We start from the raw sequence: 13,987 nt of genomic DNA, 5'->3' as shown, positions 1-13,987 counted from the left end.
GAGGCTATGAATTGTTCCCCTTGTTGTGTTGCCGTGGTTGTCGTGTCACGATTCCCGTTCCTTCATTGTTTTCTCCCGCCGACTTTTTTTTCTCCAATTGTTCCTGGTAGAGTTCCTGTGTCGGCAACACGATCAGAAATTCCGTCGCCATCGGCGCCGATGTTGCGGGGGAATGGGCGCTGATCTGGCCGAAATGATCCTTGATGATGCCATCGACGATGGCCAGTCCCAAACCGGTCCCTTTGGTTTTTCCCTTGGTGGTGAAGAAGGGGTCGAAAATCTTGTCGATCAGGGTGGAAGGAATTCCGGGTCCGTTGTCCATGACGGCGATCCAAAGGTGTCGGTCCCGAAGGTGGCCCTGGATCATGATCTGTTTTTCCCGGGTATGAGATGTTTCCAGGGCATCCATGGCATTGTTGATCAGGTTGATGAACACCTGTGACATTTGTTGCCGGTCACAATAGATCATCAAATCGTGAGCAACGTCGAATTCCAGGCGGAATCCTTTTTTCAGGCGGTGGTTGAGGAGGATTTCCGCATCCTTGATCGGGTCGATGACGCGACAGCAGATGCGATCGGTTTCCACTCCCCCCTTGGAGTATGTTTTCAGACTATCGACAATCTTGGAGATTCGTTGTGATCCGATCATGATTTCATCGAGGGTATGATCCACTTCCCCGACAAAGGCACTGAGACGCGGCAGATTTTCCCGGTTGAGCGATCGTTCGAGGATGGGGCGGGCTTCGTGCCAGAATTGTTTGAGAAAATAGATATTGCCGGCGATGAAGGAGTTGGGGTTGTTGATTTCATGGGCCATGCCGGCGGAAAAGGTTCCCAGGGTCGCCAACCGTTCGGCGTGTACCAGTTGCCGGGTCCGTTCGGTGACCATGGTTTCGAGTTGCTCTGAATATCTTTTAAGTTTTTCTTCTGATTCCTTTCGTTGAGTCACGTCGCGCGCGGTGGTGATGAATTGTATCTCCTCGCCCATGCGTACATGGGTGATGGACAATTCGAGAAAAACACGACTGCCATCCTTTCGTTCTCCTGGAAACTCGCGGTTGGCCATTACCTCTCCCCGAAGATGCTGGTCGATCCGGTTCTGGACGTGGTGTTCATGAAAGGAAAGATACCGTGCGATCATCGTATGAAGCTCCTTGCGAAAATCGGCAGGGATCAGAATGTTGACGTGTTTTCCGGTCAACTCCTCGGAAGAGTGGAGAAAAATGTCGGCGACTGCCCGATTGGCAGTGCGGATGATTCCCTGTTTGTCGGTGGTGATGATGGCTTCGTTGACATTGTCCATGATGGTGGAGAGACGGGTTTCATTCCTGCCGATCAACTGATAGTTTTCCTGAAGCCGGGAGAGCATGTGATTGAAGGTTTCTCCGACCGATTCCAGTTCCAGGCTTTCCTGTGTTGCAACCCTCTGGTTCAGATCGCCGTCGCGGACCCGTTCCATGGTGCGGCAGACCTCTTGCAGGGGAATTTCCAGATGTCGGCGCATGCCGAAGTGGATGATTGCCATCATGATGATGAATGCCAGTAACGACAGTTGCGCCGAGAATTTTCCGGTGGTGGCGATCGATTTCAAAGCGGGATCGAGGCTGGTGGTCAATTGGATCAATCCCAGAATCGGTCGTGCAGTGTCGTGGCAATCATGGCAGGAGGGGTCGGACAGGATGGGCGCGAGAAAGGTCAGAAGACGGTGTCCCTGGGGATCGACATGATCATGGAAAGTGGTCTCATGGCTTGAGAGCACTTTGAGAAGATCGGGATCATTCTTGGAGAGGATTGGCACCGACTGTTGACGTGGTTTTCGGGGAAACGGATGGTGGTTGTTTTGTTGGTTGACCGCATCGATGGTTTGGTTGTCATGAAAGGCTTCGGTGCCATCGGTACGCAGTATTTGAAACTGGACGATTTCTGGAACCATTTTCAAGGAATCGGCATAGAGTTGGGCATTGCGGGCCGAACCGGAAAGCATGACGGTTTTGAGTCCTTGAATGGCGGTATCGATCATTTGTAATTGAGCGCGGCGGTTGTGTTCGAGGATGCTTTCCTCCTGGTGTCGAATATGAAAAAAAAGAAGGCCCGACAGGGTCAGAAGAATGGCCATTCCCACCAGTAGCATTATTTTGGTGCCGATCTTTACTTTCTTCATTGAAAACTCCCCTCCGGGAAAAAATATTGATAATTGTCCAGGTATCCTCCTGGGCAGTTACCTTTTTTCTTTTAATAATTTTTAAACGTAACCAATCAGGATCGGATTTTTCGTGATGAAACAGGATTTCACTCGCTCCGGAACCAACGGAAAATGGTTTCTTTTCTGGATGCTCTGGTCATTGGCCATTTCCAGTGTCTATTGGATTTTGGGTCCCGGCTCCTACCTCAGAATTCGCGATGCGGCGGATTCCGATCTTGCGCTGCAAATAATAGCCTCCAGAGATTTTCTGATTCATGGTGCCACATTCTGGAATCCACATGCCAGCGGTGGATTGCCAGCCTGGTGGTCGCATCAGGTGGACAGTCTGTTGCTGGCCATGCCATTTTTCTTCCTTCCCCCCTGGGCCGCCCTGGGGTTGATCTTGCAGTTGCAGCGGTTTGTCGCCGGATATTTTTCCTACCTTCTTTTTCGAAGATTGAATTGCAGCCCTGGCGTCAGTCTGCTTGGGGGTATCATTTTTTCTTTCAATAATTGGAGTTCTGATGACTGGAGGTTGATGGACGCCTTCGGACCCCCGGCGACCCCGATGTACCTTTACCTGTTCGATCGATTGCTGGGTCTGTCATCCAGGAAAGTCGCCATGGCTTTATCGGTGGCTCTGGGGATGGCGGTCGGTCTTGGGGCTTCGGCGGCCTATTATACCTCTTTTTTTTTATTGTTCTTGCCATTGTGGTTTGTCGTCGTGCGCAAGACTCCGTTGCGGCAACTCTGGCCTTTTTATCTTTTGTTTGCCGGTGGCGCCCTGTTGATGGAAGCACCCGAGGTCATCGCATTGTTTTTCTTTGCGCTTCGTTCCGCACGTGTCCTTGTCCGCGACAACGATGACCCCGGATTGATCGATATGCTGGATGGTACATGGAATTATTTTAATAATATTTTTCCAATGTCAATGATCATTCTTCTGTCGTTGTCGTTGTTTGGCATGATCCTTGGCCGCGCCGACCGCGGATTGTTTGGCAGGTCCTTCCTGATTTTTTCGTTTTTCCTGTTGTTTCAACCTGTATGCCAATGGTTTCTGTTTCTGTCCGGAAAAAAACTCCCATTTACTGGGGCAAGTATTTATGATCTGAAACAATTTTTATTTTTCTCCACGGTCGTCATCGTGACGGTCGGATTGCATCGGTTTTTGGAGGGCATCAAGGAATCGGGCCTTGTGCCGACCGTATGGAAATCAAGAATGGAATGGATGATCTTGACGGCATGTTTTTTATTGGTCGTGCATGCGGGCCAGGCAGTCGTGGTCAATCTTGCCCGGCGTATCCATTCCGACAATTATCAGGCCATTTTTGAAAATCCTGCGTTACTGGAACTGGCTGAGAAAACCAGGAATGATCCACCGTTTCGTGTCGCAAGCCTTGTTGCCCATGGTGCGACCACCAGCAGTGCCTCAGGGCATAATTTTTATCCCAATTATCAACTTGTCTATGGTTTTGCATCGATCGACGGCTTTTATCGCATGTATCCCCAACGCCTTTATCAATATTGGCGGCGGGTCATTTTAAAAGTCATCGAGGAGCGCCCCGTTTTGGGAGAAAAAATAAAATTCTACCAATATCTTTTCACGCCCGCTTCTCATGGCTTCGACAGAAGTCAGGCGATGATTCCCGTGGCCAATCCTGATCCCATTGATTTTTCAAGATGGTATCGGCTCAATCTCCTGTCATTATCCAATACTCGTTTTATTTTTTCCCATTGGCCCTTGAGCCATCCCGAGCTGCGCCTTGTTCATGATCCCGTGGAAGAAAAAAAGGTGCGTGGAAAATGGGAAGGGTTCCGGAAACGGGAGATGATTTGGCGGGCATTGCATGGAGACCTGCCACCACAGGCACTCCATATCTACGAAAACATTTCCGTTTTGCCTCGGGTGTTCATGGTGGGACAGGTGAGGACGTTTTCGGATCAGACCGCTTTGCTTGATACTTTGGAAGGGATGCCGGTGTCCGAACTTTCCCGGATTGGACTGGTCGAGGAGGGGGTGATCGAGAATCCATCCCGCTATCGGGCGCCATTGGCGGGGTTCAAGGCACATGTTTTTTATCCCCGTCCCGACCGGGTACGGATCCGGTGCCGCGCCGAGGCGTCATCCATTCTGGTATTGACGGACAACTATGACGTGTTGTGGCGTGTCTGGGTCGATGGCAGAGAACAAAAGCTGTTCCCGGTGGATCATCTGTACCGTGGGGTCGCGCTGGAACCGGGACCTCATGAGGTCATGATGACGTTTCAGAATGGATTGTCGTTGGCCCGGGTCATCAGGCAGGATCGGCATTGATTGGCATGGCGTTCTCTTTTGTTCTGGAAATTTCGGCATACCCAAATGAGCCGTAAACGCTCAATTCCGAAGCGCCAACGCCTCTTCCAGGGTTCGGGCATCCAGGACACGGTCGATCCATGTTTCAAGGGTTGCGATGTTGGCTTTGGCAATCCGGGTAGTGGCCCATTCCGGCAACGGCCCGAAACGGCGTTGCAGCAAACGGCGTAGCGACGTTGCTTCGCCTTCCTGTAGCCCTTTCCGCTCGCCTTCCTGTAGCCCTTTCCGCTCGCCTTCCTGTAGCCCTTTGGTGAAATGTTCCTGTGCAAAGATGGACATCATGTTCAGTTCCTCCTCGGGTTTGACACGGCGCACGATTTGCCGCACGGATGTTTCGTCCAGGCGGGAGAATGTCGTCAACAGATACAACAACACCGAAAACTGGAGTTCCGGTGTTTCTACCAGGATGGAGATGATTTCCTCCAGCGCGGCCATCTGGGTTTCCGGGTCACGGGTGCCATATTTGAGCACCATCAAACCGACCCGCAAATGGGCATGCCGGGAAAGCTCCCGGTCCGGAATAGGACCCAGATCGACCATCGCGAACCGAAAGTTCACAAGCCAGGGATGCATGGCTGCGTCGGCATCGATCAGGCTCAGGAATTCATTTGATGACCGCCATTCCTTTTCGCCATGATAAACGAGCAGGGGCAGCACCGCCGGAAGCCGTTGCCAGTTTCCATCCTCCCGGGCCTTTTGTTCTAAAAAACCTGAAATTCCACGAAAAAGCTGCCAGCCGACCCGATCATCCTGGTAACTTTTATGCTCGATCAGGACATAGAACAACACGGGCTTGCCGGTGATCGTCCGGGCCTGGAACAGGCGGTCGGAATAACAAGAGCGCAGGTTCTCCTCGACAAAGGTCCCTTCGACCAATAGTGGCGGTTCGGGAGCCAGGAGCCTGGCTACCTCGGGTGGCAGCCGCTCGCGCAACAAGGCACCCGCCGTTTCTGGTGACGACAGGAGAATCTTGAACAGGCTGTCATGAGGTTGGGAAATTTCGATCATGGGGACGAACTTGAATCTTTTCGCGACCAGAAGTCAACAGCAAAACCAAAATGACTTCATCCGCATCTGGACCCGGTTTCGATACCGTTGTCCTGCCTCTTTTTATTTGTTGCGGCGGCACGGTGCCATGGATTCCGGATGTGTGAATGTGGTAGCATGAGAGAATGTGTCGTTCTGGAAAATAAATATTGTTTATGAAAGAAGAACCGAACGTGAACGTGTTCATACTCGATGTCGATGGCGTCATGACGGATGGAAAGTTTTTCTATTCCAGGGATGGAAAGATAATGAAACAATTCGGTCCCGATGACAATGACGGTCTTTCCCTGCTCAAGCCTTATATCGAGGTGTGCTTTGTTACCGGAGATCGTAAAGGATTTGAAATCACCAAAAAAAGAATCCAGGATGACATGCACTTCCCGCTCCACCTGGTCAGTACCATCCGCCGTGTCGAATGGATTGCCCAACGGTATGCTTTGGATCAGGTCATCTACATGGGTGATGGAATTTTTGATCATTACGTCATGAAGAAGGTCGCCTATGCCATTGCCACCGCGGATGCCGATCCCCTTGCCATCGAGCATGCCCATTATGTGACCCGTCGTACCGGGGGAAACCGTGCCGTGGCGGAGGCCTGTCTGCATGTGTTGGAAAAATTTTTCGAACCCTACAATCCCGAGGCCCTTCCCAATGAACAGATCAAACTCTCGGGGGAATGGGCGGTATGATTCGGCGTAAATTGCAGGCGTTTACCGCCAATCGTCGTTGCACGTTGCTGGGTGTCGGTCCGATGAGCCTCAATTGCGTCGATGCCGCCATTGAACTGGCCAACGAGCATGATTCCCTCATCATGCTGGTGGCCAGTCGCCGGCAGATCGATGCCGATGATTTCGGCGGGGGTTATGTCAATCGTTGGTCCACACGGCGTTTTGCCGAATATGTCATCGGTCAGGACAAGAAGGGGCGTGTCATCCTTGCCAGGGACCACGGTGGGCCGTGGCAGAACGACCAGGAACGAAAAGCAGGTTTGAGTTTGCGTCAGGCGATGGATTCCGCCAAGAAATCGTTCAAGGCCGATATCGAATCGGGCTTTGACCTCATCCATATCGATCCCAGCATCGATATACACGGCGAACCTGACGTCGATGAGGTATTGCAGCGTATCTTCGAGCTTTATGAATATTGCTGGAGCGTCGCTCAGGACCATCGGCGCAAAATTCTGTTCGAAATCGGCACCGAGGAACAAAGCGGCGCGACCCATCATATCGATTATCTGGCTTATGTTTTGAACGAGGTCAAAACATTTTGCAAGAAAAACAATCTACCCTTTCCAACTTTCGTCGTTTCCCAAACCGGCACCCGGGTCATGGAAACCCGGAATGTGGGGTCCTTCGAATCCCCGATACGCCTTCCTTATGAACTGCCCGCAGGGATTCAGGTACCGCGAATCGTCGATCTGTGTGATCGCCATGGGGTCTGGCTCAAGGAACACAATGCCGATTATCTGTCCGACGAGGCGCTTTCCTGGCATCCCAAGCTGGGCATCCATGCCGCCAATGTGGCCCCGGAATTTGGTGTCGCCGAAACCAGGGCTTTCGTCCAGTTGATGCGGCGCCATGCCCTGTACGAGGAATGCGATGCCTTCCTGGAACTGGCCCTCCGTTCCGGAAAATGGGCGAAATGGATGATGGACCAGACCTCTGCCGACGATACCCAACGCGCCATCATTGCCGGACATTATGTCTTTTCCGATCCCGTGTGTATCGATATCAAGAACAGGGTTCAATCCAGGCTTCCCAACATCCGCATCGATGATATCCTGAAAAACGAGGTCAAAAAGACGCTGTTCCGCTACATGAAATTCTTTCATTTGACGGGGCCTTGATGAAAAAGACCGCGACGATCATTCTGAACCGGAACCTTCCGGAAGTGACCGACAAACTTTATGATTCCCTGGTCAGAAACAATGGACACCTTACCGATGTATACATTGTCGAAGCAGGGTCCGATGATGACAAACTGGCACGAAACCATTCCTGGCATGCCCGTTGGGATCAGGCGCGCCGGGAAGGATTGCGGACTCCTCGGGGATTCAATTATGGTCTGACGCGATTGTGGGAAGAGGGAAAATTTTCTTCCTACGATTTTTTCTTTCTGCTTACCAATGATACCGAATTCGATGAAAGTCCGTACCTCGAAGCATTGTTGGACGAACTCGAAAAACATCCCCGGGTCGGAATTTTGTCGCCGTGTTCGAAATACTGGGGCGAATGGTTTCTATTGAAGGAACAGACAACCCTTTATTTTTGGTATGTGTTGAATACCGCCTTGCTCTTGCGGCGCGAATTCATCGAGTCGGTCATGACGCCCGATACCCCTGATTATAATAATTTTATTTACGATGGTTCAAATTTTAGAGGTTATGGAACGGAATTGGAGTTGATTGCCAAGGGCTATGCCAATGATTGGGCAACGGCTCTGACCCGCCGGGTATGGTCGGAGGAGAATGAGACTCATCTGAAGGAACGACACGAGACGATCAACACCGAATCCTATCAGGATAATCTTCGCTTGGCGGTCGCGGAGGGAGAATTGTGGATGCGGCGCAAGTATGGATTCAAGAGCCGGTGGAACATGCAACTTTATTCCAAGGGTTTCTATGATCTTTTTTTCAAGCTGTTTCCCCAATACCGTAAATACAGAATATAAATCGAACATTCGCAGAGGATGGGATCATGCATCAGCATGTCTTGATCAGTCGGATGCCCACGGTGGAGAAACCATGGGGACGGGAAAAACTGGTGGCATGCAATGAACATTATGCCTTCAAGAGAATCGAAATGGTCGCCGGAACCCGCTCCTCGTTGCAATCGCATGAAAAAAAGGTGGAGACCATCTTTGTCCACTCCGGGTCGATCCGGTTGGAAATCGGTGACGATGTGACACGACTGGAAGTCCGGGATTATGGTCCCAACGAGGCCTATCATTTGAATCCGGGTGTCCTGCATCGGGTGACCGTGCTTGCCGATTGCACGTTGTACGAGGTTTCGACACCGCAGCTGCATGATGTCATCCGTCATGCCGACGATTATAACAGGGTTTGATCGATGAACGTGTGCATCCTGGCGGCGGGACAGGGAAAACGGATGGGACCAATGGGCGAGGTGGTCCACAAGGGGCTGTTGCCGCTGGGCAACCGGGCGGTCCTGTCGCACATCATCCGTGCCTTGGGCGAACATTTGACCTACGTGGTTGCGGTTGCCCCAGGGAGTGGCGAGATCATTCATGATTATCTGGCGCTTGCCCACCCGTCGCTGAATCTGGAAATCGTGACCGTTCAACAATACACAGGTCCAGGCTCGGGACCGGGACAATCGTTGTACGAATGCCGTCATCGGTTGCAGGAGCCTTTTTATTTCGTTGCCTGCGATACCATCGTGACCGGACCGCTCCCGGCTGGTGATGAAAATTGGCTGGGGATCCGGGAGGTCGATCATCCGGAAAGGTTTTGTACCGTCGTTCTGGATCGGCAACGGCAGGTCATTGCCGTGGAAAACGGGGGGATGCGCTCGCGGCAGGCCTTTGTCGGTTTGGCCTTTGTCCGGGATTTCCAGCCGTTCTGGGAGGCGTTGCAACATGATTCCACCTTGCATCGCGGGGAAAAACAGGTCAATCAGGGGCTGGCGGGATTGATTCCCCATGGGTTGCGGGGCGTTTCCGTCGAATGGGTGGATACCGGCACTGCCGAAAGTTATCGTCAGGCGCTGGACCGGTTTGAAAAAAATTTCACGTTTCATGGAAAAACCACCGACATCACCTATCGCATCGATGATCGGATCATCAAATATTTCAAACCTCCGGGTTTGGCGAGAAAGCGATTTGAACGGGGCCAGGGCCAGAGCGCGGCGTTCGTCGAGGTTTTGGAAACGCGGGGCTGTTTCTTCAGCATGAGGTATGTCGCTGACGCCCGTTTGTTTTCCTCAAGATTGAACCATGCCACCATCCGCCACTTTCTGGAGTGGGCCGAAACATCCTTGTGGCGTCCCGCGCAGGCGGAATCGGTCGATCTGTACCAGGCGTGCAAGGAATTTTATGGTGAAAAAACACTTCTCAGACTGGCCGCGTATGACAAACGCTTTCCAGAACACGAGGCGAACCGCGATGTGCGGATCAATGATCGTCCCTGTCAACCGGTACGGACACTGGTGGCACGGTTGCTGCCAAAGTTTTACGATTCCGGGGTGGCCTCGGGGTATCACGGCGACCTCCATGGGGACAATATTTTGATCGATGCGACGGGAAGCTATCGCCTCATCGATTGGCGCGACGGGTTCGGACCGTTGGTTCATGTCGGTGATTGCCACTACGACCTGGCCAAGTTTCTTCATACCCTGGAATTGAGTGTCGCGGTCATGGACGGGGGCGGGTACGAATGGACCTGGTCGGAGGGGGGCGTTCGTCTGGAACACCGGATGGACTTCAGTCAATGGGATGCCATGATGGCGTTCGAGGAATTCGTGAAGCGTCGTGGATATGATCTTGCCCGGATCAGGATCATCGATGCGTTGATCTTTTTGAACATGGCGCCACTTTACGATGATGTGATGGCAACCTATCTCTACCATCTGGGACGTTATCTCCTTCAGGGAATGGCCGATCAGGATCATGGACAACTCTTTTTCCAACCAGCATAAACGCACCAAACAAAGCGCCTACTGGGACGACCTGGTCAATGGCACCACCGGTCGTTACAAGGAGGCGTGGATCGAAAAACTGGTGCATGAGCATCTGGAACTTTCAGGCGGCGCTTTGTTGGATATCGGATGTGGTTCGAGTGCGTTCATCCTTGCGTTTCGGGATCGGACCCGGGCTTCTTCCGTGACCTTTCTGGATTACGATGAACACATCATTCAACGCATGCGACAAAAAAATCAGGGTGCGGGCATCGATTTTCAGGTGGCGGACATTCTGTCATCGCCGGTGAAGGGTCGCTTCGATCTGGTTTTTTTTCTCGACATGTTGCATGAGGTCTATTCGTTTCATGGCAGGCCCGAGCTGGATATGGAACGTCCGGTGGATCATCAACGGGGCATGAAGGCGGTGGAAAAGGCCGTGACCCGGATTTCCCAGGTGGTCAATCCGGGAGGGGGAATCGTGATTACCGACAATGTGTTGTGCGAAGAGAACGGGACTGTCGAGGTCGAAGTGTTGCATGCGGCGGTGAAACAGGCCCTGGTGCGTTTTTTTGCCGAATATGCCACGCGCCACATTCCTTGCCAATGGCTGGATTCCAACCGGTTTGCCATCAATGCCCGTGACTTCTGTATCTTGTTGACGCAATACAACAAAATCAAAAACAAGGACGAAGCACGCTGGGCTACCGAGCGGATGGAAATTCATCAATACATGACCCTGAGTGAATATCGCGCCCTGTTCGAAAATTTGCGATACACGTTGTATCATGAAATCGGAACCCCAAGGTCCGCTTATGAAGAATGGTGCCAGGATTTTCGGGTCGTTCGTGGGATGGACCGGATTCCGCAGAAACGGATTACATTGTTGGCCGTCAAACGACCTGAACGAGGGGCCTGAAAATCATGGATTATTCCAAACTGGCAAACAATTATTTCCAGGCGTTTGCACGCAAGGACATCGATGTCCTGGCGCGGATGTTCCATCCCGGGGTGGTAGTGACCGACTGGGAACATCATGTTCAGGGTCGCGATGCCGTGCTGGCCCTTGATCGGGGGGTGTTCGAATCCTTCGAGGAAATCAAGGTCAACCTTCTTCATCTGCACGAGGCCGGATCGACGGTGGTTGGGGAATTGGAAATCCTGTTGAACCGTGGGGCTTTGCGGCTGAAAGTGGTGGATGTGATCACGTTTGATGAAACGGGAGTCATCCGTTCCATCCGCGCCTACAAAGGATAAGGGTCCATGGAACCTGCTTTTCCTCCAGTCGGGCCGGGTTGCCAAACCCTCGCGATTGTGATGCCGGGATACAATGTCGCAAGCACGGTGCGCCAAGCTTTGGGTAATTTTTCGCCAGCGACGCTCGATGCCGTTGCCGAAATCGTGTTCATCAACAACCACAGCCAGGACGAAACCTTGGCAACCGTTCGCGCCATGCAGGGGGAAAAGGATGGGCTTGGGGGGCGCTTGACGGTAATCGACAACAAGCGTAATTTTGGTCTTGGTGGCAGTCTCAAGGTGGGGATTGCGCATGTATTGAACCGGGGGCACGATGCCTTCATGATTCTTCACAGCGATGGACAGGGGGACAACGAACAGATTGCCGGCGGATTCATTCAACGTGCCTGCCTGGAAAAACACTGGGATCTGATCGTGGCCAGCCGCTTTGTGGCGGGATCCGATTTGCGCGGATATGACCGAAAGCGGATCTGGGGCAATCTGTTTTTCAACCTGTTGACGACACTCCTGGCAGGGGTTCGCATGTCCGACGCGGGTACGGGGATCATGATGATCAAGAGTGAACTGTTGCGTCGGATTCCTTTTGCCAATCTGACCTCGAATCTGCAATTCAATCCAATGCTGAATATTTTGATGTATCGGACGCCAGGGGTTCGCATCGTCGAGATCCCCTTGCACTGGCATGATTCGGACGTGGCTTCGACGGTTGTTCCATGGCGTTACGTCCTGCAACTGAGCAAAATACTTGCCCTTTATCGCATGCGTAGAATCCTTGGGCTGCCCGGATTTCCCGGGACCCTTTCCGATCCGGACTGGATCGGTCATTTTCCCCATGAGGTGTTTTTTGGCGATACTTTGAAACAGTGACAACAAAATCGAATGGAGCTCCGATCCAGACCCAATGCCGGGAGGAAAAAAATGATGACCGACATGCGAACATTTATTCTTTTGGCGGGAATGACTGCCTTGTTTCTGGTGGCGGGCCAGGCGCTGGGTGGTCACAACGGCATGATCATGGCGTTGATCATGGCGGTGGCGCTCAATGCCTGGGCTTATTGGAATTCCGATCAAATGGTCTTGCGGATGCATCATGCCCATGAGGTGGGACCTGAAAATGCCCCCGAATACTATCGTATTGTCGAGGAGTTGGCGCGGCGGGCGGGGCTGCCCATGCCGCGGGTATACATCATGGAGGATGCGTCTCCGAATGCCTTCGCGACCGGGCGTGATCCCGAGCATGCGGCGGTGGCGGCGACAACCGGATTGTTGCGTATTCTCAATCGGGAGGAACTGGCCGGGGTCATGGCGCATGAGTTGGCCCATGTACAAAACCGCGATATTCTGATCAGCACCATTACCGCCACCTTTGCCGGAGCCATCACCACCCTGGCCAACATGGCGCAGTGGGGGGCTTTGTTGGGGATGGGGCGTTCCGACGAGCAGGGGGAGAATCAAGGTGGGGGTTTGAGTGGCATTCTGATGATGTTGTTGGCGCCACTGGCGGCCATGATCATCCAGATGGCGGTTTCCCGTTCACGGGAATATGGCGCCGATGAACGGGGGGCACATATTTGTGGCAATCCCCTGTGGTTGGCCTCGGCCCTCGACAAGCTGGATTCCGGAAGCAGGCGTTTGCTCATGGGGTCGGCCCAGGCCCATCCTGCGTCTTCGCATCTGTTTATCGTCAATCCCTTGTCGGGGGGGGCCCTGGCGGGGTTGTTTTCGACCCATCCTCCGATGGAGGAACGGATTCACCGTCTGCAACTCATGGCCAAAACTCTATGATCAAAATATCCCCCTCCATTCTGTCCGCCGATTTTGCCCGTTTGGGCGAAGAGATCAAGGCGGTCGAGCAGGCCGGCGCCGATGCCATCCATGTCGATGTCATGGATGGTCATTTCGTCCCCAATCTGACCTTGGGACCACCCGTCATCGCCAGTCTGGCCAGGGTGGCGACACGTCCGTTGGATGTCCATGTCATGGCCGCGCCGATCGACCACGCTGTGGCCGATTATGTCACGGCGGGGGCTGCCATCCTGACGATTCATGCCGAAGCGACCCATCATGCCGACCGGTCGCTCAACCTGATTCGCGAGCTGGGGGCCCGACCGGGATTGGCCATCAATCCGGGGACGCCGGTGGCGGTTCTTGAGGACCTGTTGCATCTGACCGATCTGGTGTTGATCATGAGTGTCAATCCTGGTTTTGGCGGGCAATCCTTCATCCCCAGGGCGCTGGAGAAAATTCGGGCGGTGCGACGGATGATCGATGAACGTGGTTTGTCGGTGGAATTGCAGGTTGATGGGGGGATCAAGCCGGACAACATTTTTCAGGCGGCCCAGGCAGGGGCTGATTTTTTCGTCGCGGGTTCGGCTGTTTTTTCCAAGCCCGATTATCGGACGGTCATTGCCCAACTCAGGAGCAACGCCGAGGCGGGATCGGCGGCACGCGGAAAATAACTATTGAAAGAAAAAAGGGGTTTCCGCCGTAGCAGGGAATGACGGGGAATTGCCC

Annotated in this window: 13 protein-coding genes; 11 read left to right on the top strand and 2 right to left on the bottom strand. The window is 52.9% G+C overall.

The features are described from left to right. Positions 1-4 precede the first annotated feature (4 nt). Positions 5-2,161 carry a PAS domain S-box protein gene (locus HQL76_11500; protein ID MBF0109792.1) on the bottom strand — a complete coding sequence of 719 codons (2,157 nt, stop codon included), beginning with the start codon at positions 2,159-2,161 and terminating at the stop codon, positions 5-7. Between the two features lie 115 nt (positions 2,162-2,276). On the opposite strand from HQL76_11500, the gene HQL76_11495 reads away from it, so the two are divergent. Beyond that, positions 2,277-4,496 carry a hypothetical protein gene (locus HQL76_11495; protein ID MBF0109791.1) on the top strand — a complete coding sequence of 740 codons (2,220 nt, stop codon included), beginning with the start codon at positions 2,277-2,279 and terminating at the stop codon, positions 4,494-4,496. A gap of 60 nt (positions 4,497-4,556) precedes the next feature. Here HQL76_11495 and HQL76_11490 read toward each other — a convergent pair whose 3' ends face one another. Further along, positions 4,557-5,543 carry an Rpn family recombination-promoting nuclease/putative transposase gene (locus HQL76_11490; protein ID MBF0109790.1) on the bottom strand — a complete coding sequence of 329 codons (987 nt, stop codon included), beginning with the start codon at positions 5,541-5,543 and terminating at the stop codon, positions 4,557-4,559. A 194-nt stretch (positions 5,544-5,737) separates the two neighbouring features. Between HQL76_11490 and HQL76_11485 the strand changes: the two genes are divergently transcribed. From HQL76_11485 to rpe, 10 genes are read left to right on the top strand one after another with little or no spacing between them, the layout of a single operon-like run. Beyond that, the gene (locus HQL76_11485) at positions 5,738-6,271 is read left to right on the top strand and encodes an HAD hydrolase family protein (protein ID MBF0109789.1); all 534 of its coding nucleotides are present in this window, start codon (positions 5,738-5,740) and stop codon (positions 6,269-6,271) included. Further along, positions 6,268-7,428, top strand: a complete 1,161-nt coding sequence (locus HQL76_11480; protein ID MBF0109788.1) for a class II D-tagatose-bisphosphate aldolase, non-catalytic subunit — start codon at positions 6,268-6,270, stop codon at positions 7,426-7,428. Before HQL76_11485 ends, HQL76_11480 begins: the two co-directional genes overlap by 4 nt. Continuing rightward, positions 7,428-8,252 (top strand): hypothetical protein, encoded by an 825-nt coding sequence (locus tag HQL76_11475; protein MBF0109787.1) that lies wholly within the window; start codon positions 7,428-7,430, stop codon positions 8,250-8,252. The genes HQL76_11480 and HQL76_11475 overlap by 1 nt, the downstream gene beginning before the upstream one ends. Before the next feature lie 26 nt (positions 8,253-8,278). Next, positions 8,279-8,647 (top strand): cupin, encoded by a 369-nt coding sequence (locus tag HQL76_11470; GenBank protein ID MBF0109786.1) that lies wholly within the window; start codon positions 8,279-8,281, stop codon positions 8,645-8,647. A gap of 3 nt (positions 8,648-8,650) precedes the next feature. Further along, positions 8,651-10,237 carry an NTP transferase domain-containing protein gene (locus tag HQL76_11465; protein MBF0109785.1) on the top strand — a complete coding sequence of 529 codons (1,587 nt, stop codon included), beginning with the start codon at positions 8,651-8,653 and terminating at the stop codon, positions 10,235-10,237. After that, entirely contained in the window at positions 10,209-11,135 is a 927-nt protein-coding gene (locus HQL76_11460; GenBank protein MBF0109784.1) for a class I SAM-dependent methyltransferase, read from the top strand. Before HQL76_11465 ends, HQL76_11460 begins: the two co-directional genes overlap by 29 nt. Before the next feature lie 5 nt (positions 11,136-11,140). After that, complete coding sequence (locus HQL76_11455) at positions 11,141-11,473, top strand: nuclear transport factor 2 family protein (protein ID MBF0109783.1); 333 nt, start codon at positions 11,141-11,143, stop codon at positions 11,471-11,473. Between the two features lie 6 nt (positions 11,474-11,479). Continuing rightward, positions 11,480-12,340, top strand: a complete 861-nt coding sequence (locus tag HQL76_11450; GenBank protein ID MBF0109782.1) for a glycosyltransferase — start codon at positions 11,480-11,482, stop codon at positions 12,338-12,340. A 54-nt stretch (positions 12,341-12,394) separates the two neighbouring features. Continuing rightward, a complete protein-coding gene (gene htpX, locus HQL76_11445) occupies positions 12,395-13,258 on the top strand; it encodes a zinc metalloprotease HtpX (protein MBF0109781.1) in 864 nt (287 codons plus the stop codon). After that, entirely contained in the window at positions 13,255-13,932 is a 678-nt protein-coding gene (gene rpe / locus HQL76_11440; protein MBF0109780.1) for a ribulose-phosphate 3-epimerase, read from the top strand. The genes htpX and rpe overlap by 4 nt, the downstream gene beginning before the upstream one ends. The last annotated feature ends 55 nt before the right edge of the window (positions 13,933-13,987 follow it).

The organism is Magnetococcales bacterium (genome assembly GCA_015228815.1).
Taxonomy (GTDB): Bacteria; Pseudomonadota; Magnetococcia; order Magnetococcales; family UBA8363; genus UBA8363.
This window is presented reverse-complemented; position numbering and strand designations above follow the sequence as displayed.